Consider the following 22,853-nt stretch of genomic DNA (forward strand, 5'->3'; position numbering starts at 1 on the left):
CCCTGCCCGCCCCGCCCCTGCCCCACCCCCACCCGCCGGGCCCACCGCCCGCCTCCCACCCGTCCCCCGGCCTTTCGGGGCCCGGGGGATCGGGGCCGCCCGGGCAGACCGTGCCGCCCGGGCACGCGGGTCCCGCGCCCTGGGGGACGGGGCCGGTCAAGGACGCGGGCACCATGGACCCGCGCCGCCCTCCGCGAGGCCGCCGGGGCCGCTCGCGGGCGGTGGCGGTGGCGGTGGTGGTGTCCGTCTCGGCGGTCGTGGTGGCCGGCGTGCTGGTGTGGCAGGCCCTCCCGCCGGTCACGGCCGGCGGGCCGGGGGACGACCGCGCCGCCGCGTCGGGCACGCCCACCGGCGCCCGGCCCAAGCGGGCCACGGAGCTTCCCCTCGACGTCCGGCAGCCCAGCGCGGAACCGACCGAGGAGCCCGTCCCGGAGAACCTGCTGACCCCGGACGCCATCCGCGCCATGATCGCCAAGCTGAAGCCGGTCATCGGCGGCACCAGGGTCGTCGATCTGACCGTGCACACCACGCACGCCTCCGTCGACGCCCCGCTGAAGGACGACCCGAAGCTCTACGACACCTACGACTACCGCGACGGCGAGGTCGGCGAGCCGCGCACCGGCGGCGAGGTGGACACTCAGCTCCTGGACCTGGCCGCGTTCGACTGGGACGCGCTCCCCGGGCTGCTCAAGAGGGCGGAAAAGGACCTCGGCGTGCCGAAGCCGACCTCGCGCTACCTGATCGTGGACCGCTTCACCTTCGTCTCGAAGGGACCCGTCATGCGCGTCTACGTCACCGACGACTACCACCGCACCGGCTACCTGGTGGCCAGCCCCCAGGGCAAGGTGCTCAAGCTCTACCCGGAGAGCTGAGGCCCTGTCAGCAGCCCTCCTCGTAACCGCTCTCCGGGATCAGCCGGCTCCACTCCGCCCTGCTCAGCGGCCCGCCCGCCCTGGCGCACACCTCGCGGGCCGTCAGGGCGGGATCGACCGCGATCTCCCTCACGGTGCCGTCCACCGCGACGCCGCGCAGCCGGGTGCCGTCCTGGCTGAAGGCCAGCCCGTTGGCCCACGAGGTGACCTTGCCGACCTCGCGCAGCGCCCGCGTGTCCCAGAGCGACATGCGGGCGGCGTCCACGGCCAGCAGGTCGCCGCCGGGGGAGAAGCGCAGCTCCTCGACCGGGGCCGTGCCGGTCTCGACGGCGCCGATCGTCCTGCGCTCGCGTACGTCCACCAGGAGCACCCGGCCGCCCTCCAGCCCCAGCGCCAGCCGGCGCCCGTCGGGAGAGAAGGCCAGCGCCGTCGGCGCGTCCCCGCCGGGCGGGACGGTTTCGCCGGACACGCCGGACGGCGCGGCGCCGCCGGCCGGGTCGAGCGGTGTGACGCGGCCGGTGGCCAGGTCGAGCAGGCCCGCGCCGGCGGCCAGCGTCGCGCCGTCGGGGCTGAAGGCCAGCGCCAGGTCACCCGCGCCCTCGTATGTCTTGAGCCGGCGCCCCGTGAGCACGTCCCACGTCTCCAGGGTCCCGCCGCGCGCCGTGGCCAGCGTGCGGCCGTCGGGGGACAGCGCCACAGCCGGCACGTCGCCGCCCGCCTCGATGGCGGCCACCTGCCTGCCGCCCGCCACCTCCCACACCGTCACCGGGCTGCCCGAGACGGCGAGCAGCCTGCCCGCCGCGTCGAAGGCCAGGTCGCCGGCGGTGGCGATGCGGCCGAGCTTCCTGCGCTCCTCGGTGTCGGTGAGCTCGATCGTGTTGCCGATCTCCTCGGCCGCGACCCGGCCGTTGCCCGAGAAGGCGGCCGCGTGGCCGTCGTCGGACGGGACCGGCAGGCCGGAGACGTCGAGCGAGACGACCGTGCCGGTGCCGCTGAGGTAGCGCAGCACCCGGCCGTCCGCCGAGAAGGACAGGCCGTGGCCGGGGTCCTTGAGGGGGTAGGAGCCGGCCAGGCGGCGTTCGGCCACGTTCCAGACGCGGACCTCGCCGTGGCCGGGCAGCGCCAGCAGGGTGCCGTCGGGGCTGAACACCAGCGGGCCCGCCGCGCTGCCCGGCGGCGTCTCCATCCCGTCCACGACCTCGACGCCCCACGCCCGGTCCGCCGCCCGCCCCTCCCGGGAAGCGTCCCCCTCCTCGGGAGCACGCCCCTCGGCCGGCACCGCCGCCTGCTCGCCTCCGCCCGGCCGCGCCGTCCGGGGCGCGGTGGCGTCGGGCAGGGGGGTGGCGGTCGCGCGGGCCTGGGGTGGGGCCGCGGAGGTGGACGACGGGGAGGCCAGGGCGAGCACGCCCGTGCCGGGTGAGGGGGTGGCCACCGGGATCGGCGCCGCCTCCCGGCGCGTGCCGCGCGCGTCCCCGCGGGTGCCGGACCTGTCCCGCGCCGACACCAGCGTGACCCCGTCGCGCCCGGCCACCGCCAGCGTGGTCCCGCCGGGGCTGAAGGCCAGGGCGGGCGCCGCCGCGTCCGGGCCGGTGAGCGGGGCGACCGCCACGACGCCCGTCCTGACCCGGCGGGGGGACAGCTCCCACAGCTCCACCCGCCCGTCCGGCCGCGACAGGGCCGCCCTGGTGCCGTCGGGCGAGAGCGCCACCTTCCGGTCGGTCACGTCGAACAGCACCCGCGTGCCGCGGTAGACCTTCGTCCGGTTCCCCCGGGCGAGCGTGTAGACGACCTCGGCGGGCGGCTGCCCGGTGGCGACGTCGAACGGCCGGCCGCCGGCATCCTCCGCGTGGCGTCCGTCCTCGCTCAGCGCCGTGCTGCCCACCGGCATGGCGTACGACGCCGTCCGCCGCCCTGCCGCCACGTCGTAGACCGTCACCGCGCCGGCGTCCCACCGGACCAGCTCGTCGCCGCGCAGCAGGTAACGGGCCCGCGCGTCGGCCGCCGGATCGGTGAACACGGCCAGCTCCGGCTGCACGAGCGAGTTCTGCAGCGCCGCCCGCGCCTCGAACACCGGCGACAGCCGCCACGCCGCCACGCTCAGCCGCATCGCGGTGCGCGGGTCGCTCTCGCGCAGCGCCTCGGCCCGGGCGGCCACCGCTCTGGCGTCGGCCTCGATGAGGCGTTCGCGCAGGTCGTTCTGGCCGTGCACGGAGACCACGGTCATCGTCACCGCCACCGCGAGCACCGCCCCCACCGTGGCCAGCGAGGGCACTAAAAGCTTCCTGCGCTGCTTGGACAGGGCCACGCTGTCGTTGAGGAAGTCGCGTTCGAGCTGGTTGAGCCGCAGGTGGCGGCGCTTGGTCGCGGCCCAGCCGAGCGCCGAGTCGAGCTCCGCGCCGCGCAGCAGGTGGCTGCGTCCGCGCCGGTGCTCCGACCAGTGCCGGGCGGCCTCGCGGATGCGGCGGTGCGCCGGCATGCCCTCGCGCTCGTCGGCCATCCAGCCCCGCAGCCGCGGCCAGGCGCGGTAGAGCGCGGCGCTGGCCGGCACCACCCGGTCGTCGCTGACGGCCACGAGCTTGCCGACGGGGGTCTCGGTGGACGGGACGCGGACGCTGCGGCGCACCAGCAGGCCGGCCTCCATGAGCGGGCGCAGCACGTCGCCCTCGTCGTGCGGGCTCTCGCCGTCGAGCAGCCGCAGCAGCGCCCCCGGCACCGCCTCCTGCTGGCCGGGCGTGAGCGACAGGTAGACCTCCTCGGCCAGCTCGCCCAGCGATTTCGGGCGTACGTAGGCCGGCGGCGGGCGCAGCTCGCCCGCGCCGTCGATCCGCAGCTCGCCGGCCGCCGGCCGCTGGGCCGGGTCCTTGGCCAGCGCCCGCCCGACCAGCTCGCCCAGCGGCTCGGGCAGGCAGCTCAGGTCGGGGTCGAAGGTCAGCAGCCGGCGCAGCACCGCGCCGAGGCTCTCCCCGTGGAACGGGTCGCGGCCGGTGGCGGCGAACAGGACCACCGCGCCCCACGCGAACACGTCGGCCGCCGCCTCCGCGCCCTGCCCGGTCAGCACCTCGGGCGCCTGGTACGTGCACGTGCCGCCCACCGGCGGACTGGCGGGCAGGCCCAGCTCGATCACCTTGGGGCCCTCGTCGGCCAGCAGCACGCTCTCCGGGTTGAGCCCCCGGTGCGTCAGCCCGGCCGCGTGCAGCGCGTCGAGCGCGACCGCCAGCGCCGCGGCCAGCGCGACCAGCTCGTCACCGGAGTAGGGGCCGTGCAGCTCCACGGCCTGCCGCAGGTCGGGCCCCGCCACGAACTCGCTGACCACGAAGGGCACGCCGTCGTCGGACCCGACGGACACCACCTCCGCCAGATGGCGGCAGGTCACCCGCTCGAACCGGCTTCTCACCTCGCCCCGGGGGACGGTGACGGCGAAGCGCCGCCCCTCGTCGTCGTACGCGTCGTAGACGACACCGCGCCCGCCCGCGCCCAGCCTGGCGGCCAACCAGCAGCCGCCAAGCCTCTCGGGGTCACCTGGCACCAAGCGCATCGTCACTGATGCTTAGATGCACGACACCGCCCATTGGTTGTCCGGATCCGCGTCACCGGAAAAGACGCCACAGGTCCCCCGCGCGCCTCGGGGGACCCATGCGTCATGATCATTATGCCAGGCTTCCGGATCTGGCCTGCCACTCCGGCCGCAGGATGGACATGAGCACGGCGTCGTGCCATCGGCCGTCCCACAGGAGGGCGTCGCGCTCGACGCCCTCCTCGACGAAGCCGACCTTCTTGTAGACGTGCCGCGCCCGCTCGTTGAAGGCGTAGACGCCCAGGCTGATGCGGTGCAGCGGGGTCGTGCCGAAGGCGTGGGCCAGGACCAGCTCGATCGCCTCGGTGCCGTAGCCCTTGCCGGCGGCGCGCGGGCCCAGCATGATGCGCAGGTTGCACGCCAGGTTGTCGGTGTCGAGCTCGTTGAGCACGATCTCGCCGGCGTATTCGCCGCCGGCCGTGATCGCCAGGTCCAGCCGGTCGGCCTGGCCGGCCCGCGTCGAATACCACAGCCGCAGGCTCTCGGCGTCGAACGGCGCGTGCGAGCCCGTCAGGCGGCGCACCTCGGGGTCGGTGACCGCTTCGAGCAGGCCCGCGACGTGCTCGGGACCGACCGGGCACAGCGTCACGCGCTCACCCTTCAGCGTGGGTTTCTCGGCGAACATCCCCTTTGGCTATCAGTCGCGATCAACGGCGGGCAAACCCATTTTCTCCAGCACCTCGTCACGGACCTGCTCGGGCCGGAGCACGCCGACGTCGCAGATCAGGTCGGCCACCTCCTGGAAATAGCGCTCGCGGCGGGCCCGCATCTCCGACGGGTCGTAGTCGGGGCGGTGGTCGCTGGTGCGCATCCGCTGGAGCAGCACGTCGTCGTCGGCGTCCACCCAGACGACGAACGCCCCGCGCATCGCCTCGCGCACCCGGGCGTTCTCCAGCGTGCTGGCCGCCGCCGCGATCACCTTGGGCTCGCCGGCCAGCTCGTGCAGCACGTGCTCGGCTTCGTACCGGTGCAGCGCCTCCTTCCCCTCGCGGGCGGCGATCGGCGCGGAGGTGGCGCCGTGCGTGCGCTGGAGGTACTGATCACTGTCGCTGAACGGCAGCCCGAGCGCCTCAGCGATCAACCTGCCCGAGGTGGTCTTCCCCGAGCCCATGAGTCCGATCATCACGACTGGTTTGTTTTTCGACATGTGGATAGAGGTTCCTTCGTGTCAAGGAGGTAAATCTGATGACCATCGCCGGAAGCATCATCCTCATCATGCTCGGTGCGATCCTCACCTGGGCCGTCGAGTTCGACCTCGCCGGCCTCGACATCAACGTAGTGGGCGTCATCCTCATGCTCGGCGGTCTGGTCGGACTCCTGTTCGGCATCTACCGGATCAGGGTCACCCGGCGGGCGGTGGGCCCGATCGACGAGCCGGTCCATCGGCACGAGATCCACGAGGAGCCCGAGGCCCGCAGGACCACGGTGTACGAGGAGCGCCGCCACTACGACGAACCGCCGCTGTAGGAGGTGAATCGACATGCCAGCCGTTGAAGAGCTGCCGTCGACGATCAAGCGTTCTCCCAAGAAGGCGCAGAACACGTGGATCAAGGCGCACGACTCGGCCGTCAAGGAGTACGGCGAGGGGCGGCGCGCCCACATGACCGCGTTCGCCGCGCTCAAGCACTCCTTCGAGAAGGTGGGCGACCACTGGGAGCCGAAGGAGAAGAAGGGGCCTTCCGACAAGGGCGCCACGGATCGCTCCGGCCGGACGGCCGAGGGAGTGGACGCCAACGCCAGCAAGGAGCACCTGCAGAAGGTGGCCGCCGAGCTGGGCGTGACCGGCCGGTCGAAGATGACCAAGCAGGAGCTGGTGACGGCCATCAAGAAGGCCAACAGGAAGGCCACGGCCAAGGCCCACTGAGGGCTCTCCGAGACATGGGGCCGGCGGGAGAGGACGCGCGGAGCGCGCCCCTCCCGCCGGCCCTCGTTCATGTCGCCGGCGGGAGGGGCGCGCTGTGACGGCACCCGGGGAAGCCGTCACAGCAGCCGCTTGACCGCCTCGGCGATGGCGCGGCGGTCGATGCGGGCGTCGGCCAGCTGCTCCTGCGGGGTCGCCGAGCCGGGCAGGTCGGTCACCGCCAGCTTCACCACCCGCGGCCCCAGCTCGCTCACCGCGTCCATCACCGCGTCGCCCAGCCCGCCCTCGATCCGGTGGTCCTCCACGGTGATGAGGTTGCCGGTGGTGGTGGCGGCCTCGGTCAGCACGGCCGCGTCCACGGGTTTGATCGAGTACAGATCGATCACCCCCACCGGGATGCCCTCCTCGCGCAGGTCGTCGGCGGCCGCCAGCGCCTCGTGCACGGTGACGCCGGCGGCCACGATCGTGGCCCGGTCGTCGGGGGTGTGGCGCAGCACCCGGGACCCGCCCACGGGGAACCGCTCGCCCGGCGGGTAGATCACCGGCGTGTCGCCGCGCGTGGTGCGCAGGTAGGAGACGCCCTCCAGGTCGGCCATCTCGGCGATCAGCGCCGCGGTCTGGTTGGCGTCGCACGGGTAGAGCACGGTGCTGCCGTGCACGGTCCGCATCATGGCCAGGTCCTCCAGGCCCATCTGCGACGGGCCGTCCTCGCCGATCGCGACCCCGGCGTGCGAGCCGACCAGCCGGATGTCGGCCCGGCTCACCCCGGCCATCCTGATGAAGTCGTGGGCCCTGGTGAGGAAGGCCGCGAACGTGGCCGCGTACGGCTTCCAGCCGCGCACCTGCATCCCCACGGCCGCCGCCACGAGCTGCTGCTCGGCGATGTACATCTCGAAGAAGCGCTCGGGGAACTCCTTGGCGAACGTCTCGGTCTTGGTGGAGTCGGCCACCTCGCCGTCCAGCGCCACCACGTCGCCGCGGGCCGCGCCGACCGCCGCCAGCGCCTCCCCGTACGCCGTGCGCGTGGCCACCTTCTCGCCCACCGGATAGGACGGCAGCTCCATCCCGTCGCTCTCGAACCGGAACGGCGTCACGTCCTCCTCCGGCCGGTTCACCGTGACCCGCACGCCGCGCTGCCCGCCCAGCTCGTCCACGGCCTTGCCGGGGTCCTTGAGCGCCTTGCCGTGCACGCCCTCGCGGTTCTCGACCTCCAGCACCCCTTCGCCCTTGCGCGTCTTGGCCAGGATCACGGTCGGCCGCCTGCGCGTGTTGCAGGCGTCGCCCAGCGCGAAGTCGATCTGCCCCGGGTCGTGCCCGTCGATCTCGATGGTGTGCCAGCCGAAGGCCCCGAACCTGCGCGCGTACGCGCCCGTGTCCCACCCGTGCCGGGTGGGACCGCGCTGGCCGAGCCGGTTGACGTCCACGATGGCCGTCAGGTTGGCCAGCCCCTCGCTCCCCGCGTGCTCCGCGGCCTCCCAGATGGACCCCTCGGCCAGCTCGCTGTCCCCGCACAACACCCACACCCGGTACGGCAGCCGCTCCAGCCGCCCGGCCATGGCCACCCCCACCCCCACGGGAAGCCCCTGCCCGAGCGAGCCGGTGGCCACGTCCACCCAGGGCAGCCGGGGCGTGGGATGACCTTCCAGCCGGCTGCCCCGCTTCCTGAACGACAGCAGCTCCTCGTCGCTGATCACGCCCGCCGCCTTGTAGAGCGAGTAGAGCAGGGGAGAGGCGTGGCCCTTGGAGAAGATCAAGTGGTCGTTGGCGGGGTTGTCCGGGTGGTCGAAGTCGTAGCGGAGGTGGCAGGCGAACAGCACCGCCATCAGGTCGGCGGCGGACATGGACGAGGTCGGATGGCCGGACCCGGCCTGGGCGGCGGCGCGCACGGAGTCGACGCGCAACTGCGCCGCCAGCTCGGCCAGGTACGGTAGATCGCGCTCAGGCATCATGACTCCTCGGAACGGTTTCTGCCCCGCCTACCCGCGCGTGGCCGCTTAACTCGGCCCGCCGGGCCCGCCGGAGGAGCGGATCCGGGAGGGCTAGGAGCGCCTGGCGCGCAGCAGCGCGGCGGCCCCGGTGGCGGCGCCGGCGGCGAGGGCGAGGAAGACCTTGGCGCGGTGCTGGGAGAGCCAGAGCTGGGGGCTGCGCCCGCTGGAGCGGGAGTCGAACGCCCCGTGCGCCCCGTAGTCGCGGGACTCGTCGGCCGGCTGCCACAGGTTCGCCACGCCCGTGGGGGACTTCTCGTCGGTCTGCTGGGAGTCCAGGCCCGTCCTGGCCAGATACCGGTCCACCAGGGCGGGGGCGACCCGCTGGGCCAGCAGGGTGGCGGCCGTGCTGACGCCGACCCAGTATTCCTTGCGCTCGGGGTGCTCGGCCGCGTACACGATGGCCCGGGCCGCCACCTCGGGCTGGTAGATGGGCGGGACGGGCTGGGGGTGGCGGCGCAGCTTGGACAGGACCCATTCGAACTGCGGGGTGTTGAGCGCGGGCAGTTGCACCATCGTGACGTGGATGCCGCTGCGGTCGGCCATCAGCTCCGTGCGGACCGACTCGGTGAAGCCCTTGATCGCGTGTTTCGCCCCGCAGTACGCCGACTGCAGGGGGATGGCGCGCTGTGACAGGGCCGAGCCGGCCTGGACGATCGCGCCCGCGTTGCGCGGGCCCATCAGGTCCAGGGCGACCTTGGTGCCCCAGACGTAGCCGAGGTAGGTGACGGCGGTGGCGCGCTCGTACTCGTCGGGGGTGATGTCGGTGAACTTGGCGAAGACCGAGGAGAAGGCCACGTTGATCCAGACGGAGATCGGGCCCAGCTCGGCCTCGATACGTTCGCCCGCCCGGCGCACCTGCTCGTAGTCGGCGACGTCGGCCTCGTAGACCTTGCCCGTGCCGCCCTCGGCGCCGACGTCCACGGCCGCCGCGCCCAGGCCGGCCGTGCCTCTGGCGATCAGGGCCACCCGCGCGCCCCGCGCGCCGAGCTCGCGGACGACCGCGCGCCCGACCCCGCCGCTCGCGCCCGTCACCACGACCACCCGCCCTCGAAGTGGTGCCATGACGCGATCAGCCCGCCTCTCCGTGGTGTCTGCTCTTCTGCCTCCGTACGGCCAGCGTGATGTCCACGACCGTCACCACGGCCAGGACCACCGCGATGCCCGCCAGCACCCAGGCGCGGGTGAGGATCCCCAGCACCGTGAACGCGAACAGGAACACCAGGATGAACGAGCCCGCCCTGATGTGCATGACGTCGCGCGGGGTCGCGGGCACCATGGCGTGGCCCTTGCGGTCCCGTTCTTCGTGCCATTCTCCATTGTCAGACATGCGGCTCACCTGCCCCTGCCGTTTGCCGCCTAACGTCGGGGGTAGCCCGCCTCGCGTGCCCGAGCGCGATCACAGTGACGCCGGACCCGGCTACGACCTGCGCCCCAGCGACCAGAGCGAGCCGGGCATCCGGCGGCGGCGGCGCGGGCGCGGGTTCGGCTACGAGGGCCCCGACGGCCGTCCGGTGCGCGACCCCGCCACGCTCGCCCGCATCAAGGCGCTGGCCATCCCGCCGGCCTGGCAGGACGTGTGGATCTGCGCCTCGCCCAAGGGCCACCTCCAGGCCGTGGGGACGGACGCGGCGGGGCGGCGCCAGTACCGCTACCACGACCTGTGGCGCGAGCAGCAGGACCGCGCCAAGTTCGACCGGGTGCTGGAGGTGGCCGAGCGGCTGCCCGCGTTCCGCAAGGCCGTGGACGAGCAGCTCCAGGGGCGCGGGCTGACCAGGGAGCGGGTGCTGGCCGCCGCGGCCCGGCTGCTCGACATCGGCTTCTTCCGCATCGGCGGAGAGAGCTACGACACCTACGGCCTGGCCACGCTGCGGATGGAGCACGTCACCTGCACGGGCGGCATCGTCGTCTGCTCCTATCCGGCCAAGGGCGACATCTCGCGCGAGGTGGAGGTGGCCGATCCGGGCGCGTGCAAGGTGCTGCGCTCGCTCAAGGCCCTGGGCGTGGAGGGAGAGCTGCTGCGCTACCGGCGCGAGGGCGGGTGGGGCGACATCAGGAGCGAGGACATCAACGAGTACCTGCGCGAGACGATCGGGTACGAGGTCACCGCCAAGGACTTCCGCACCTGGCACGCCACCGTCCTGGCGGCCGTGGGCCTGGCGGTGTCGCGGCCGGCCCGCCGGGCGGGGCCCACGAGCAAGAAGCGGGCCGTCACCCGGGTGATGCGCGAGGTCGCGGAATACCTGGGCAACACGCCGACCGTGGCCAGGGCGTCGTACGTGGACCCGAGGGTGGTGGAGGCGTACGACCAGGACAGGACGATCGCCGCGGCGCTGACCGAGCTGGGCGCGGACGCGGACTTCGGCCAGCTCGCGACGGCGGGCCCCGTGGAACGGGCGGTCATTGACCTGATTCGCGCCGTTTGAGCTGTTCATCCCCGGGCATGCGGCGACAGAAGAAGGAGGCGAGCGATGGAAGCTCCGCAGTACGTCGTGGCCCGCGTCCAGCAGGCGCTGGCCGAGGACGGACGCACGCACGAGCTCGGCATTCGCGTCGACATCAGAGGCGACCAGCTCTTCCTGCGCGGCCAGGTGAGCGGGGCCGAGCAGCGCGAGCGGCTCGGCCAGGTGGCGCACGAGACCGCACCCGAGCTGCACGTGCACAACGAGATCAAAGTCGTCGACGCCGGTGCGCCGGGGGAGGATGAGCATCTTGATTGACCTGCGCATAGCGGCCGTGGGAGACATCCACCTGGGTGAGGACGTCAGAGGCCAGTACCGGAGGAAACTGGAGGGCATCGAGGACCGCGCCGACGTGTTCATGCTGGCGGGCGACCTGACCCGGCACGGCACGCTGGAGGAGGGCCGGGTGGTGGCCGACGAGCTGCGCGGCCTGTCCATCCCGGTCGTCGCGGTGCTCGGCAACCACGACTACCACTCCGACCTGCAGTACGAGATCGCCGCCGAGCTGCGTGACGCGGGGGTCATCGTGCTGGACGACGACGGCGTCGTGATCCAGTGCGGCGACAAGAAGCTGGGCGTGGTCGGCGGGAAGGGCTTCGGCGGCGGGTACGCGGGCAAGTGCGCCAGCGAGTTCGGCGAGCGCGAGATCAAGAACTTCGTCTCCCACACGCGCTACATCGCCGAGGCGTGGAAGGTGGCGCTGAAGGAGATCGTGGCCGACCACCGGGTGGTCCTGTCGCACTACTCCCCGATCAAGGAGACGCTGGAGGGCGAGCCGCCGGAGATCTACCCCTTCCTCGGCAGCTACCTGCTGGCCGAGGCGGTCGACACGGCGGGGGCCGACCTGATCCTGCACGGGCACGCGCACAAGGGCAGCGAGAAGGGCATGACGCCGGGCGGCATCAGGGTGCGCAACGTGGCGCTGCCCGTGCTCGGCCGGGCCTACAGCGTCTACTGCCTCAACTGCGAGGACGAGTTCCACAGCCACGACTCCCAGCGCCAGGCCGGCTAGAACCCCTCCCGCCCGCCGGGCCACCCCCCGACGGCCAAGGCCCAGAGCACTCCGGGCGGCCAGGGCTCAGAGCACCCGGACGGCCAGGACGCAGATGTCGTCCTCGGCCGTGTCGCCCCCCAGCCGCTTGAGCAGGCAGTCGATCAGCTTCTCCGGATCGTCGGCCGTGCAGGAGTGCGCCGCCTGCACCAGGGCCTCCATGCCGGTCTCCAGGTCGCGGCCGCGCCGCTCGACGATCCCGTCGGTGTAGAACACCAGGACGTCGCCGGACTGGAGCTGGGTGGTGCACAGGCCGTACTCGGTGGCGTCGAACGCCCCCAGCATCATCCCCTCCACCCCGTCCACGATCGCGGCCCGGCCGTCCCTGATCAGCAGCGGGGCGGGGTGGCCCGCGTTCGTCCAGCGGAAGGTGCAGTCCTCGGGGTCGAAATGGCCGATGATCGCGGTGCCGGTGACGGTGACGCCCTCGTTGGAGTGCACGATGAGGTCGTTCAGCCAGGTCGCGAGCTGGCCGGCGGGCGCCTGCGTGTAGGCCAGGCCCGCCAGCCCCGAGCGCATCTGCAACATGATGCTGGCGGCCGTCAGGCCGTGGCCCATGGCGTCGCCGATCGCGAGCAGCACGCGGCCGTCGGGGATGAGGCGGGCCTTGAACCAGTCGCCGCCCAGCCGGATCAGCTCCTCGCCCGGCAGGTACCGCACGCCGACCGTCAGGCCCGGCAGGTGGATCAGGCCCCGGCGGATGGGCAGGATCGTGTTCTGGAGCTGCACCGTGACCTGGTGCTCCTCCTCGGCCCGCCGGCGCTGCCGGTGCGCCTGCTCGTGCGCCACCGCCAGGGCCCGCTCCCTGCGCCGGTTCCTGGTCACGTCCTGCACCAGGCAGCGCACCTTGACCGGCACGCCGTCGGTGTCGAGGATCGGCTCGCTGAAGACGCTCAGATGCCGCACCCCGTGCCGGTGCTGCACCCTGAACTCCGTCTCGACCGCCTCCCGATACTCCAGGAGCGTGCGCATCTGGTCCTCGATGATCGGCAGGTCGTCCGGGACCACCGCCCTGGGCAGCTCCTCCAGCGGCATCGGCTCCTCGTCGCGGCCGCAGCCGAACATCTCGTACATCTGCGGCGTCCACAACGTGCGGTCCGTGGCCAGGTTCCACTCGCCCCAGCCCACCTCGGCCAGGCGCTGGGCGCGTTCCCAGCCGGAGACCAGCAGCTCCTCGTCGTCCAGGGCCCGCCAGGTCACCAGCAGCCCGTCCTCCACCCGGGCCATCCGCACGCTGAGCGTGGCCGGCCACAACACGTAGTCCATGACCTCCACGAACTCCAGCGCCTCGTGGTGGATGGGCTCGCCGGTCTCGTAGACGGTGATGTAGTCGTCCAGCAGTCCCGAGCTGGCCACGCCGGGGCTGGCCGCCATCAGCCGCCGGCCGGTCAGGTCCGCGGCGGTGCGCCCCGCCGGGGTCATGGCGTGCCGGTTCGCGGCCAGGATCAGGAAGTCCACGACGCGCTCGGTGGCGTCCCTGATGGGGGAGAGGTAGAAGGCCGAGGCCTGGATGGCCTCCAGCATGCTGTGCACCCACAGGGGCGCCTCCGGGCACTCCCCGGGCTCCTCCGCGGGCCGCTCGATGCCCTTGGCGATCTCCAGCAGGTCCAGGCCGCTGTGCCGGGCCATGCGTTCGAGCTGCTCGGCCGCCTCGGCCGGCCGGATGTTCATGCCGGTCGCCAGCCTGGCGGTGGCCTCGTCGAGGATGGCCTCGCTGCGCAACTGGTGACGCAGCCGGTGGAGCTGATCGCGCACCCTCGCCGAGGCGGCACCGGTTTCGTAGCGGCGCAACGGCGGATATTTACTCACATGCTCCTCATGCCCTGCTCTCCGGAAATGAGGAGCGTCGCCGCTGATATTTGGGCAAAACTAGGTTACCGCCGGACCGTTCTCGAGGATCGGCCCGGCGGGATCGGGTGCAGGGGGCCTGTCGGACGGCGCCCCCTACACATTGAAGATGCTGACTCCACCGGGCCCGACCAGGAAACCGAGCACGATGAGCACGATTCCCCAGAGCAGGTCGCGACGGGCCAGAATCACGTAGATTCCGGCGATGACGAGAATTACCGCGATGATCCAGAGCAAAGTAGCCATGGGTCTGCACTGCCCCCACCGCGACCCGCATAACATGTTTTCCGCCACGACAAAGGGCAGGGTTCCGTCATGACGACCTTCGGATATTTCCTGTCCTGCGAGGAACACGGCCCTCAGGAGCTCGTACGGCAGGCCAAGGCCGCCGAGCGGGCCGGCTTCGAGGCCCTGTGGATCTCCGACCACTTCCACCCCTGGCTGGACGAGCAGGGGGAGTCCCCCTTCGTCTGGTCCGTGATCGGCGCCCTGGCCGAGGCCACCTCCCTGCCCATCACCACGGCGGTGACCTGCCCGCTCGTGCGGACGCACCCCGTGGTCATCGCGCACGCCGCCGCCACCACGGCCGCGCTGACCGGCGGGCGCTTCCGGCTCGGCGTGGGCACCGGCGAGGCGCTCAACGAGCACGTGACCGACTCCCGCTGGCCGCCGTTGAGCGAGCGGCTGGAGATGCTGGAGGAGGCCATCGAGCTGATGCGGGAGCTGTTCACCGGCAAGCTGGTGACGCACCGGGGCCGTCACTACAGCGTGGACACGGCCCGGCTCTATACCCTGCCCGAGGAGCCCGCGCCCATCCTGGTGTCGGGGCTGGGCAAGAAGTCGACCGCGCTGGCCGGGCGGCTGGGCGACGGCTACGTCTCCACGGCGCCGAGCGCCGAGTCCGTACGCGCCTTCCGCGAGGCCGGTGGCACGGGCAAGCCGGCGCTGGGCGGGCTCAAGGCTTGCTACGCCGGCGACGAGGCGGCGGCCCGCAAGACCGTGCACCGCCTGTGGCCGACGCAGGGCATCAAGGGCGAGGCTTCACAGCTCCTGCCGCTGCCCCGGCACTTCGCGCAGCTCGCCGAGATGGTCACCGAGGACGAGGCCGTCAACGGCAGCCCCGTCGGCCCCGACCCGGAGGCCCACGTCCGGGCCGTCCAGCAGTACGTGGACGCCGGGTTCGACGAGGTCTACGTCAACCAGATCGGGCCGGAGCAGGACGCCTTCTTCGACTTCTACCAGCGCGAGGTCCTGCCCCGCCTCCGCTGACCCGGACCGGCGGGGGCCGGCGGTGGGCCGGCGGCAGCCGTTCCGGGCGGTGGGCGGCTATTCCTCGGCCGACTTCATCAGCTTCGCGTAGGCGAGCTGCAGCCAGTCCGAGATCGCGACCGCCGTCATGGTGGCGCCCACCAGCCGGGTGACCCTCGGGGCCAGCACCAGCCCGGCGGCGTACCCGGTGGCCACCCACTGCGCCAGGCAGAACGGGCAGGCCAGCAGCTCGCCCAGCGCGTTCCGCGGCTTCTCCTGCACCTCCGAAGGGCCGCCCTGGCCCTCGTACCGGGTGAACGGGGCGCGCAGCGGGCTGGTGACCGGGTCCTTGGCCAGCCGCCGCGACACCTTGTGCGTGCAGGCCGCCATCAGCAGCACGTCCAGCACCCCGACCTGCTCGGGTGCGCGCCGGCCCGCCAGCAGCGCGGCGATCGCGGCCACGCCGACGGTTCCGCCGTACGCGCCGAGGAGGCCGACGTACCCCGCCAGCGGCCTGTCATGATCGCCTTCGTAGGCCCGTTCCGTCTTCTGCAGGATTTCCGTCATAGCACCTGGCGCTACCCGGAACCCCTCGCCTCCAACGTCTAGCCCACGATCGTCTGGGTAGCCCGCTCACATGAGTAGCCACGGGCATGCGGTCACTGACGCCATTCTTGACACCCTCAAACGGGCCAGCTCGGGACTGAAGGACGCCGGGGTGAAGTTCGCGCTGGCCGGCGGCTGCGCGGCTTACGCGCGCGGCGCCGCCCCCTCGCTGCACGACGTGGACTTCGTCCTCACGGAGCACGACGTGCCCGCCGCCCTTGAGGCGCTGCGCGGGCTGGGCTTCCAGACCGCCAAACCGCCGGAGGACTGGCTGGTCAAGGCGTACGACGAGGGGCGGCTGGTCGATCTGATCTTCCGGGTCTCCGACCTGGCGATCACCGACGCGCTGCTCGACCGGGCCGAGCCGCTGAAGGCGTCGGCGGTGATCGTGCCCGTGCTGGAGGCCACCGACCTGGTCATCTCGTGGTTGTTGCCGCTGTCGGAGCACGCCTGCGACTACGGCGCGCTGCTGGCCCAGGTGCGGGCGTTGCGCGAGCAGGTGGACTGGCCGAGGGTGGCCGCCGTGACGGCCAAGTCGCCGTACGCGACCACGTTCATCACCCTGCTGGAGCGGCTGGGCGTGCTGGACGGTCCGGTCGTGCCGTCCGGCGACCCCACCTGGCCCTGACCGCCCCGGCCCCGCCCCCTGACCCCAGCCCTCGCCCGACCGGCGGCCACCCCGGCCGCCCCGGCCCCCGCTTCCGGGCGTCAGCCGCGCCGGGTCGCCGCGGTGACCCGCTTGAGGATGCGGTCCCACTCGGTGCCGAACGGGTTGTCCTGCACGAGATAGGTCCACGTCGCCGCCGGCCGCTTCAGATCCGGCTCCGGCGCCTCGAACGACTCCAGCGAGCGCCGCTCCACCTCCGCCAGCAGCGATTTGTACTCCGCCACCGCCTCCCGGTGGAACTCGTCGATCGGGCTCATCCGGCCCAGCGCCCGCAGGTGGATGCCCTCGCGCAGGTCGGTCAGGAACGCCAGGTGCTCGGTCCAGCAGCGGTCGATGGCGTGCAGCACGATCTGCCGGGCCGTCTCGTCCCTGGTGTCCTCGGGCATCGACGCCCACCGCTCGGGGTCGGCCTGGGCCAGCGCCTTGGCCGCCGCGTCGCCGTGCAGCACCTTGTCGCGCCATTCGAGGATGAGCTCGCGCTGGTGCTCCAGCAGCCGGGTGTAGCGCCACGTGTTGCGGTGGATCTCCAGGTTGACGCCCTCGGCGACCCGCTGCGCGTGACCCACGAGGTACGCGCCGCGCCGGTGGCGCACCACGCCGTCGGCGTCGGCGGCGGGCGGGCGCTCGTCGGGGACGAACTGGGTGATCAGGTCGTCCTTCATGCTGACGAAGAAGACCGAGCCGCCGGGGTCGCCCTGCCGGCCCGCGCGGCCCCGGAGCTGGTCGTCCAGGCGGCTGCTGGCGTGCCGGCCGGAGCCGATCACGTACAGGCCGCCCAGCTCGGCCACGCCCTCGCCGAGGCGGATGTCGGTGCCCCGGCCGGCCATCTGGGTGGAGACCGTGATCGCGCCGCGCTCGCCCGCCCTGGCGATGATCGACGCCTCTTCCGCGTCGTTCTTGGCGTTGAGCACGACCGGTTCCAGGCCGCGCCGCTGCAGCAGCTTGGCGAGGTTTTCCGACTCGGCCACGTCGAGCGTGCCGATGAGGATCGGCCGGCCGGTCTCGTGGACGGTCTGGATCTCCTCCACCAGCGCCGCGTCCTTGTCGGGCACGCTCGGGTAGATGCGGTCGGGCTCGTCCACCCGCACGCACGGCCGGTTGGACGGGATGACCGCGACCTTGAGCCCGTAGAACTCGCCGAGCTGCTCGCTGACGGCCACGGCCGTGCCGGTCATGCCGCAGATCTGCGGGTAGCGGCGGATCAGGCCCTGCACGGTGATCGAGTCGAGGATCTCGCCCTTCTCGCTGGGCGGCAGCGCCTCCTTGGCCTCCACGGCCGCCTGGAGGCCGTTGGGCCAGCGCTGGAGCAGCGCCACCCGGCCGCGCGAGGGGTTGATGAGCTGCACCTTGCCGTCGCGCACGATGTAGTCGACGTCGCGGACCAGCAGCGCGTGGGCGTGCAGGGCCAGGTTGAGCTCGATGAGCGTGCCGGGCTCGTGCTCGTCGTAGAGGTCGACGCCGAGGATGTTCTCCACGCTGTCGGCGCCCTTGGGGGTGAGATAGACGTTGCGGGCCTGCTCGTCGATCTCGTAGTGGTAGCCGCGTACGAGCTGCCTGACCAGCGCCGCCATCTCCGGCACCGCGTTGCCGGGGTCGGCCGCCCCCGCCATGACCAGCGGCACCCTGGCCTCGTCGACCAGCACGGAGTCGGCCTCGTCGATCAGCGCGACCTCGGGGGCGGGCACGATGATCTCGCTCGCGTCGGTGCGCAGCCGGTCGCGCAGCACGTCGAAGCCGATCTCGCTGACCGGCCCGTACGTCACGTTCTTCGCGTACGCCTCGCGCCGCTCCTCCGGCGTGGAGTTCTGGCCGACCCAGCCCACGGAGACGCCGAGCGCCTCGTAGAACGGGCCCATCCACTCCGCGTCGCGCCTGGCCAGGTAGTCGTTGACCGAGATGACGTGCACGCGCTTGCCCTGCAACGCGTATCCGGCGGCCGCCATGGCCCCCGACAGGGTCTTGCCCTCGCCGGTGGCCATCTCGGCGACCTTGCCGTCGAGCAGGGCGAGCGTGCCCAGCAGTTGCACGTCGTAGGGCCGCAGCCCCAGGGTGCGGTCGGCGGCCTCGCGCGCGACGGCGCAGAATTCGGCCAGGTCCTTCATGTCGGGCACCGGCGGCTCGTCGAGCCCGCGCACGCGGTCGGCCTGCGCCTGCGCGGCCTTCACGATCTTCTGGTAGGGCGTCAGGGGGACGCCTCCCGGACGGTCCAGGAGGTTCCGCAGAATTCCCTTAATCGAGGCCACAGTTCCTCCAACGCACGCTTCGCCGACACCGTTCCCCATGACCCCGGGGGCGGGGGAGCGGAGCGACGATTCGGCAAGCGTCGCCGTACCGGACCTTAACTCATCCGACGCCCCGGCCCGTCACATCACGCCGCATCGGGCAGCGCGGCGAACGCGCCGGACCGGGGCGGGAAGCGCGGCTCGGGTCAGGCGGTGTCGGCCCGTGCGGCGAGCACGGCGACCGCGGCCAGCAGCAGGGCGCAGCCGCACCAGGCGAGCGGTGTCAGGTGCTCGCCGAACAGCAGCACGCCGAGCAGCGCGGCGCCCACCGCCTCCCCGAGCGAGATGATCGACACGGTGGTGGCCCGCAGGACGGTCAGCGCGCGGAAGAACAGCGCGTACGCCAGCGCCGTCGGCACCGCCCCCAGGTAGACCAGCAGCGCCGCCGACGTCCAGCTCACCTCCGGCACCACCCCTTCGGCCAGCGCGAACGGCGCCAGGCACACCGCGCCCACGACGAACCCGCCGATGGCCGCGGCCCGCGCGTCGTCGTCGCCGCCCCGCCGGGACAGCAGCGTGACGCCGGCGTACCCGGCGGCGGAGGTCAGGGCGAGGGCGATGCCGGCGGCGGCGGACGCGTCGGCCCGCAGCACGCTCTCGCCGGTGAGCAGGACGAGCCCGGCCAGCGCGGCGGCCAGGGAGCCGAGCGCGACCCGGCCGAGCCGCTCGCGCAGCAGGAAGCGGCTGCCGAGCGCGGTGAAGACGGGGGTGGCGCCCATCGTCACCACGGTCGCCAGGGCCACGCCCGCGTGCGCGATGGAGGCGAAGTAGGCGGTCTGGTAGACGGCCATCCCGGCGCCGACCAGCAGCACGCGCCCGTTCCAGGCGCGCGGGGCGCGGCGGGCCAGGACGAGGAGGAAGGCGGCGCCGAGCAGGTAGCGCCACAGGGACACGCCGACGGGGCCGAGCCCGCCGGTCTCGAACAGCAGGGATCCGGCGGCGCCGCCGGTGCCCCAGGCGGTGGCGGCCACGGAGACGTAGACGGCGCCCCGCCGGGCGGAGACATGGGTCATGACAGGAGTTCTCCGGGTGGAGTGGTCGGAATGGGCCCGGTGCGCGGGCAGCGACCACCCCCGGATCCGTCGGACCCGGAGAGCTCAGGGAATGCCGCCCGCTAGCGGGCGGGAGGCGGGGAGCAGATCAGACGCCGTGTCATGACATGTACTTTAGCGGCCGTCCAGCCGAGGCCGCCGCGCACGTTCGCGGCCGGGCCGGTGGTTCAGGGTTTGCGGGCGACGCCGCCGAGGAGGAGCTCCTCCCAGGGCGCCAGAGGGCCGGGGATGCGCTCGTCGGGGTGCCACTCGGGAAAGTGCACCACGCCCGGCTCCACCGGCGCCAGGCCGTCGAAGAAGCGCTCGATCGAGGCCCGGTCGCGGAAGTGGCCGGTGCCCATGGTGGCCTGCAGCATCACCTGCAGCGCCTTGGCCTTGGGGTTGTCCGAGGCCAGGAAGTTGGACAGGGCCAGGTAGCCGCCCCGCGGCAGCGCGTCGGCGTACGCCCGGACGAGCGCGTGCGGGTTCTCCCGGTCGGAGAACAGGTGCAGCAGCCCGATGGCCAGGATCGCCGTGGGCTGCGACAGGTCGATCAGCCGCCGCACGGCCGGGTGGCCGAGCACGCCGTCCACGTCGCGGGCGTCGGCGGTGATGGCGTCGGCGCGGTCGTTGCCGGCCAGGATGGCGCGGGCGTGCGGCTCCACCATGGGGTCGATGTCCACGTAGACCACCCGGGCCGTGGGGTCGGCGAACTGCGCGACCTCATGGGTGTTCTCGACCGTGGGCAGCCCGGAGCCGAGGTCGATGATCTGCCGGATGCCCGCCTCGCGTACCAGGAAGTCGACCACCCGGCCGATGAAGGCGCGGTTGCACCAGACGAGGTCCACCACCTCGGGCACCGCGGCCTTCAGCTTGCGCGCCACCGAGCGGTCGGAGGCGAAGTTCTCCGTGCCGCCCAGCAGCGCGTCGTGCACCCGGGCGATGCTGGCCCGCTCGGGGTCCACCCCCGGAGGAGCCCACTCGGCGCTCATCCGACCTCCTCTCGCCCGTTGCGCGGATCGTATCCACACCCGCGACTCCCGCGCCCGGACTGGCGATCGGTTGTCAGGAGAGTCAGGTCACCCTGTCGGGGGTGCGTGCCGGGCCCGCGGCGTGCGCGGGCTCCCGCTTGGACAACCACCGCTTGAGTCGCGGCGCGAGCGGCCGCTCCACGAACCGGTGCATCAGGTACGCCGCCACCAGCATGACCGCGGTCACCGCGACGAGCAGCACGTACTTGTCGACCGAGCCCTCCAGCCGGGCGAAGAGGATGAAGCCGACGTGCGCGTGGATCAGGTACAGCGGGTACGTGAGCGCGCCCGCCGTCACCAGCCCCGGCCTGGCCAGCACCCGCGTGACCCGCAGCGCCACGAACGTCATCACCAGGAAGATCAGCACCACCACGGCCGTGATGACGGCCGGCGAGTACGTCACGGAGTAGCGCTCGCCGACCGCCTCGGCGTACCCGATGGCGCGGTAGACCGCGTTGCCCAGGCAGATCGGCACCAGCAGCGCGATCTGCCACTCCAGCCCGAACCGGTAGAGCATGAACAGCGCCATCCCGGCGATGAAGTAGTGCGCGAACTCGGACTGCACGATCAGGTCGGCGACCCCCGGCAGCACGCCGAACTGCACCAGGAACGTCAGCCCCAGCCAGGCCCACAGCCCCGCCATGATCCGGCCGCGCGTCATCCCGATCCAGGTGAAGACCAGGATGAGCAGGTAGAAGCGCATCTCGGCCCAGAGCGTCCAGTAGACGACGTCCACGTTCTCGATGTTGGGCACGGCCTGGAACATCGTCAGGTTGGCCAGCACCTGCGTCCACGACACCTGGAACAGGCCCTGTCCTAACGCGACGGTCACCAGCGCGGTGATCGCGATCCCCACCCAGTACGCCGGATAGAGCCGCACCACCCGCGAGACCACGAACTGCCGCGGGGTCCTGCCCCACGCGCTCATGAGCACCACGAACCCGCTGATCAGGAAGAACAGGTCGACGCCCAGGTAGCCGTACTTCGCCCAGGCGCTCTCGGCCACGAACGTCACCGTGGTCTTGCCGCCGGCCCAGCCGGAGAACAGGTAGTGGTACAGCACCACGCACAGCGCCGCCAGCAACCGGAGCCCGTCGATCTCGTAGAGCCGTTCCGGACGGGTTCGCACGGGGGTCTCCTTTCTGATGGGGAGAGGGTGGCGCGGTCAGCTTGATGAATGGTTGCAGAACGTCAAAGAGATTCTTGCGGGTTTACATAAATTTCGACGGGTAGTTGCCTGTACGCCCGACAAGACGAAAGAAGAGAGGAACGAGCACCTATGGAGCTCTGGGACTATCGACCTGACGTCTATGACCGCGGGCAGGCACTGGACCTCGTGGGCTACCACGTCCAGGCGACGGACGGAAAGATCGGCTCCGTCGACGAGGCGACGTACGAGGTGGGCGAGAGCTACCTCATCGTCGACACCGGTCCGTGGATCTTCGGTAAGAAGGTCATGCTCCCGGCCCAGGTGATCACGAGCATCGATCCCCAGGAACGCAACGTGTTCGTGTCACGTACGAAGGCCGAGATCAAGGACGCGCCCGAGTTCGACGAGGGCAGGTTCAAGGAACCCGAATACCGGACGCGGCTCGGTGACTACTACCGCCGCTTCCCTGGGTGAGTCCAGGCCGCAAGAGGAGGGCCGCGCCTTCGGGCGCGGCCCTCTGGCGTGCGCGGCCCTGCGGTGCGCGGCCCTGTGGTGTGCGGCCCTGTGGTGTGCGGTCCTGTGACGTGCGCGGCGGATCCGCCGGCGTACCTGACAGCAGGTGACAGGTACGGCTGGAACGCTGGCCGCATGACGACGAAAGCGAAACTTCTGGCCTTCAGCATCGACTGCGCCGACCCCCGGGCGCTGGCCGCCTTCTACCACGAGGTCACCGGGTGGGAGATCACCTACGCGGAGGACGAGTACGCCGCCATCACCGACGGCGTCACCAGCATCTACTTCGGCCGGGTGCCCGAGCGCAAGCCGGTCGTGTGGCCCAGCCCCGACAAGCAGTTCCACCTCGACTTCCGGGTGCCGGACGTGGCGCGGGCGGCCGAGGAGTACGTCGCGCTGGGGGCCACCCGGCCCGAGTTCCAGCCCGGCGTCACCGAGGAGGGCGTGCGCTGGATCGTCCTGCGGGACCCGGAGGGCCACCTGTTCTGCGTCTGCCCTTCGGAGTCCTAGCCGGACCGCGGGGCACGTCCGGCCCGGGCGGCGGGCGGCGAGGAGTCGCGTCCGGCCCCGTGAAGCAGCCCGTGAAGCAGCCCGTGAAGCAGCCCGTGAAGCAACCGGCTCCGGGCCACGGGCGCTACGTTTAGTCCGGGCTCAAGGAAGCGCCACATGTTC

At 72.3% G+C, this 22,853-nt stretch carries 22 protein-coding genes and 1 pseudogene; 10 read left to right on the forward strand and 13 right to left on the reverse strand.

The window, feature by feature from the left end:
- Window positions 1-872, forward strand: a pseudogene (locus tag IO39_RS30280) (serine/threonine protein kinase); the annotation flags it as partial.
- Window positions 873-879: 7 nt separating this feature from the next.
- On the opposite strand, the gene IO39_RS30285 reads toward IO39_RS30280, so the two are convergent.
- The 3 genes from IO39_RS30285 to IO39_RS30295 form a co-directional block, all read right to left on the reverse strand.
- Window positions 880-4,398, reverse strand: coding sequence for a protein kinase family protein (locus IO39_RS30285; protein WP_169789144.1), 3,519 nt, complete (start codon window positions 4,396-4,398; stop codon window positions 880-882).
- 121 nt (window positions 4,399-4,519) lie between these two features.
- Window positions 4,520-5,071 (reverse strand): GNAT family N-acetyltransferase, encoded by a 552-nt coding sequence (locus IO39_RS30290; RefSeq protein ID WP_043630140.1) that lies wholly within the window; start codon window positions 5,069-5,071, stop codon window positions 4,520-4,522.
- 12 nt (window positions 5,072-5,083) lie between these two features.
- The gene (locus tag IO39_RS30295; protein WP_245642409.1) at window positions 5,084-5,569 is read right to left on the reverse strand and encodes a shikimate kinase; all 486 of its coding nucleotides are present in this window, start codon (window positions 5,567-5,569) and stop codon (window positions 5,084-5,086) included.
- Window positions 5,570-5,631: 62 nt separating this feature from the next.
- Here IO39_RS30295 and IO39_RS30300 point away from each other — a divergent pair, with 62 nt between their 5' ends.
- On the forward strand, window positions 5,632-5,913 hold the full coding sequence (locus IO39_RS30300; RefSeq protein ID WP_043630142.1) for a hypothetical protein: 282 nt from the start codon (window positions 5,632-5,634) through the stop codon (window positions 5,911-5,913).
- A gap of 13 nt (window positions 5,914-5,926) precedes the next feature.
- Window positions 5,927-6,310 carry a ChaB family protein gene (locus tag IO39_RS30305; protein ID WP_043630144.1) on the forward strand — a complete coding sequence of 128 codons (384 nt, stop codon included), beginning with the start codon at window positions 5,927-5,929 and terminating at the stop codon, window positions 6,308-6,310.
- Between the two features lie 116 nt (window positions 6,311-6,426).
- On the opposite strand, the gene IO39_RS30310 is transcribed toward IO39_RS30305, so the two are convergent.
- From IO39_RS30310 to IO39_RS30320, 3 genes are all read right to left on the reverse strand, one after another.
- Window positions 6,427-8,253: a transketolase gene (locus IO39_RS30310; protein ID WP_043630445.1), complete on the reverse strand. Its 1,827-nt coding sequence runs from the start codon at window positions 8,251-8,253 to the stop codon at window positions 6,427-6,429.
- 93 nt (window positions 8,254-8,346) lie between these two features.
- Window positions 8,347-9,357: an SDR family oxidoreductase gene (locus tag IO39_RS30315; RefSeq protein WP_043630146.1), complete on the reverse strand. Its 1,011-nt coding sequence runs from the start codon at window positions 9,355-9,357 to the stop codon at window positions 8,347-8,349.
- Between the two features lie 7 nt (window positions 9,358-9,364).
- Complete coding sequence (locus tag IO39_RS30320; RefSeq protein ID WP_157549080.1) at window positions 9,365-9,622, reverse strand: hypothetical protein; 258 nt, start codon at window positions 9,620-9,622, stop codon at window positions 9,365-9,367.
- 55 nt (window positions 9,623-9,677) lie between these two features.
- Here IO39_RS30320 and IO39_RS30325 point away from each other — a divergent pair, with 55 nt between their 5' ends.
- From IO39_RS30325 to IO39_RS30335, 3 genes are read left to right on the forward strand one after another with little or no spacing between them, the layout of a single operon-like run.
- Window positions 9,678-10,718, forward strand: coding sequence for a DNA topoisomerase IB (locus IO39_RS30325; RefSeq protein ID WP_245642380.1), 1,041 nt, complete (start codon window positions 9,678-9,680; stop codon window positions 10,716-10,718).
- Between the two features lie 45 nt (window positions 10,719-10,763).
- Window positions 10,764-11,012, forward strand: coding sequence for a BON domain-containing protein (locus tag IO39_RS30330; protein ID WP_043630149.1), 249 nt, complete (start codon window positions 10,764-10,766; stop codon window positions 11,010-11,012).
- A complete protein-coding gene (locus IO39_RS30335) occupies window positions 10,996-11,766 on the forward strand; it encodes a metallophosphoesterase family protein (RefSeq protein ID WP_245642381.1) in 771 nt (256 codons plus the stop codon). The genes IO39_RS30330 and IO39_RS30335 overlap by 17 nt, the downstream gene beginning before the upstream one ends.
- Before the next feature lie 66 nt (window positions 11,767-11,832).
- Here IO39_RS30335 and IO39_RS30340 read toward each other — a convergent pair whose 3' ends face one another.
- Window positions 11,833-13,614: a SpoIIE family protein phosphatase gene (locus IO39_RS30340; protein WP_157549082.1), complete on the reverse strand. Its 1,782-nt coding sequence runs from the start codon at window positions 13,612-13,614 to the stop codon at window positions 11,833-11,835.
- Between the two features lie 135 nt (window positions 13,615-13,749).
- Window positions 13,750-13,899, reverse strand: coding sequence for a GPGG-motif small membrane protein (locus tag IO39_RS56175; RefSeq protein ID WP_020543887.1), 150 nt, complete (start codon window positions 13,897-13,899; stop codon window positions 13,750-13,752).
- A 69-nt stretch (window positions 13,900-13,968) separates the two neighbouring features.
- Between IO39_RS56175 and IO39_RS30350 the strand changes: the two genes are divergently transcribed.
- On the forward strand, window positions 13,969-14,922 hold the full coding sequence (locus tag IO39_RS30350) for a TIGR03557 family F420-dependent LLM class oxidoreductase (protein WP_043630156.1): 954 nt from the start codon (window positions 13,969-13,971) through the stop codon (window positions 14,920-14,922).
- Between the two features lie 57 nt (window positions 14,923-14,979).
- Here IO39_RS30350 and IO39_RS30355 read toward each other — a convergent pair whose 3' ends face one another.
- Window positions 14,980-15,468: a DUF1360 domain-containing protein gene (locus tag IO39_RS30355; protein ID WP_043630157.1), complete on the reverse strand. Its 489-nt coding sequence runs from the start codon at window positions 15,466-15,468 to the stop codon at window positions 14,980-14,982.
- A 70-nt stretch (window positions 15,469-15,538) separates the two neighbouring features.
- On the opposite strand from IO39_RS30355, the gene IO39_RS30360 reads away from it, so the two are divergent.
- Window positions 15,539-16,135 carry a nucleotidyltransferase gene (locus IO39_RS30360; RefSeq protein WP_043630159.1) on the forward strand — a complete coding sequence of 199 codons (597 nt, stop codon included), beginning with the start codon at window positions 15,539-15,541 and terminating at the stop codon, window positions 16,133-16,135.
- Between the two features lie 80 nt (window positions 16,136-16,215).
- On the opposite strand, the gene secA2 is transcribed toward IO39_RS30360, so the two are convergent.
- The 4 genes from secA2 to IO39_RS30380 form a co-directional block, all read right to left on the reverse strand.
- On the reverse strand, window positions 16,216-18,417 hold the full coding sequence (gene secA2, locus IO39_RS30365; RefSeq protein ID WP_043630160.1) for an accessory Sec system translocase SecA2: 2,202 nt from the start codon (window positions 18,415-18,417) through the stop codon (window positions 16,216-16,218).
- Window positions 18,418-18,602: 185 nt separating this feature from the next.
- On the reverse strand, window positions 18,603-19,469 hold the full coding sequence (locus IO39_RS30370; protein ID WP_043630162.1) for a DMT family transporter: 867 nt from the start codon (window positions 19,467-19,469) through the stop codon (window positions 18,603-18,605).
- 206 nt (window positions 19,470-19,675) lie between these two features.
- Window positions 19,676-20,479 (reverse strand): SAM-dependent methyltransferase, encoded by an 804-nt coding sequence (locus IO39_RS30375; RefSeq protein ID WP_043630164.1) that lies wholly within the window; start codon window positions 20,477-20,479, stop codon window positions 19,676-19,678.
- 82 nt (window positions 20,480-20,561) lie between these two features.
- A complete protein-coding gene (locus IO39_RS30380) occupies window positions 20,562-21,647 on the reverse strand; it encodes an acyltransferase family protein (RefSeq protein WP_052423561.1) in 1,086 nt (361 codons plus the stop codon).
- Window positions 21,648-21,797: 150 nt separating this feature from the next.
- Here IO39_RS30380 and IO39_RS30385 point away from each other — a divergent pair, with 150 nt between their 5' ends.
- Entirely contained in the window at window positions 21,798-22,142 is a 345-nt protein-coding gene (locus IO39_RS30385; RefSeq protein WP_043630165.1) for a hypothetical protein, read from the forward strand.
- 174 nt (window positions 22,143-22,316) lie between these two features.
- Window positions 22,317-22,691 (forward strand): VOC family protein, encoded by a 375-nt coding sequence (locus IO39_RS30390; RefSeq protein WP_043630166.1) that lies wholly within the window; start codon window positions 22,317-22,319, stop codon window positions 22,689-22,691.
- Window positions 22,692-22,853: the final 162 nt, after the last annotated feature.

Origin of the sequence: Nonomuraea candida (assembly GCF_000725485.1) — a bacterium.
In the GTDB taxonomy this organism is placed as follows: domain Bacteria; phylum Actinomycetota; class Actinomycetes; order Streptosporangiales; family Streptosporangiaceae; genus Nonomuraea; species Nonomuraea candida.